The sequence below is a fragment of the Bacillota bacterium genome (assembly GCA_040754675.1).
Classification (GTDB): domain Bacteria; phylum Bacillota; class Limnochordia; order Limnochordales; family Geochordaceae; genus Geochorda.
Genome location: JBFMCJ010000737.1, coordinates 1 through 1726, shown reverse-complemented (window position 1 = coordinate 1726; position 1726 = coordinate 1). Strand labels below are relative to the sequence as shown.

Genomic DNA, 1726 nt, shown 5'->3' with positions numbered 1-1726 from the left:
AGAGAACTTACCGAGGTTGGGCACCTCTCCATCGAGCCGTGCCGGAAGCGAGGCGGGACCGTCCACGTCTTTCTCGATCACCGGCACCCAATTGTCCGAGAGATACCGCGTCAGCTCGAACTGCACGCGCGGGTCGTCCACCGGAATGGAGCACGGAAGGATCAGGGGGCTCCTGTCGCCCTTCTCCCACAGGCTGTGGATGACCGCGGCCATCAGGCGCAGCACGCCGCGGGTGCGCTGGAACTTGAGCAGTGTAGACCAGTCGGTGTAAAGCCGGTCGAAGACCTCCGGGTGGATTGGGTACGCGGCCTTGATTCGCTGCTCGTAGTCGGCCTCGCGGCACTCGGGTGGAAACTCCTCCGACTGGGTGCGGTAGTAATCGGCGAACGCGCGCGCCACCACATCCCGGGCTTTGAACTGCTCCGGACCCGTCATGGGCTGGAACAACCGCCGGCGCACGATCTCGAAGCTCTCCTCGGCAGAAGCCGGCCGCCAGGAGGACTCTACCCGCCCGACGACGTTGCGCAGGCGCTCGAGCGCCTCACGGCCCCGCACGCCGCCCACCTCCACGTCCTCCGCCCGGGCATGCGGCGACGTGCCGACGTCCGATGCCGGGAGGCTGATAACCACCAGGGTGTTAGCGGCCTTCGCCGACTCCGTCAGCGCCTGCGCAAAGGTGAACTGGGTCTCGAAGCTTCCTCCGGGGAGGTCGGCCGCATCATGCAACTGCCGCGCATAGGCCACCCACTCATCGATTAAAATCAGGCAGGGACCGTAGCGGTTGAAGAGCTCTCGCAGCCGGTCGCCTGGACTCGTGGCGCGTTCGTCATCCGCACGTACCAGTTCGAACGCGTGGCGCGCTTCCTTTGCTCCACCCGCGGCGTACCCCAGTTGCCAGGCAAGCTCGCCCCAAAGCGTGCGGATCACGGTGCCGTCGGGTTTGGTTGCCGGATTCCCGGGTGACAGGCGGTTGCCCACCAGGACCACGCGGTTCGCCCGGGGCAGGATTGCAACGCCCGCCTCGCGCACGACCTCTTCGGCTCCCGGCAGCTCCGCCGCCGGCCGGCCGGAGAACAGGTGGTAGAGGGCGATCATGGAGTGGGTCTTGCCGCCGCCAAAGTTCGTCTGCAGCTGCACCACCGGGTCGCCGCCCGCGCCGGAGAGCCGCTGGACAGCGCTCGCCAGGAGCCGCTTGAGGCTCGCGGTCAAGTATGTCCGGCGGAAGAACTCGACCGGGTGCTTGTACTCGTCACTTCCTTCCCCAAGGTAGACCTGCCAGAGGTCCGCGGCAAATTCGGCCTGCTGGTAGCGGCCGCTGGCTACGTCGGGGTGGGGTGTGACGACCTCGCGCCAGGGCTTCAACCCTTCCCTTGCGGTGGCTCCAACCAGCGACCCGCCGGCTTTGCGCTTCTCGCTTCGCACCTGCTCGTCGAAACGAAGGCGCAAAAGCTCCATCTTCATCCGTTCAACCTCTTCGGCCTGCGGGGCCGACACCGCGGTGAGCAATCGCGCAGCAGAGTCCAAGGCGCGGTAGGCATCGTCGCTCGAAAAGGCTTCTTGGTGGGCCCACTTATTCCGCCAGTCGCGCAGCTCACTCACGAGGCTGCGCTCGGCAAACCCAAGGATCCGCCTGAAGACATCGTTCCAGGCGTCCCACATCACTTTGAGGAGCGCAGATGCGTCCCACTCGGCGACCGGCTTTCGGGCGTTCAGCCGATCATCGCTA

1 protein-coding gene is annotated in these 1726 nt (G+C 66.2%); it reads right to left on the bottom strand.

Annotated features, from left to right (window positions below):
* A partial coding sequence (locus AB1609_23090) for a Swt1 family HEPN domain-containing protein (GenBank protein ID MEW6049321.1) occupies nt 1–1726 on the bottom strand: 1726 nt, incomplete at both ends.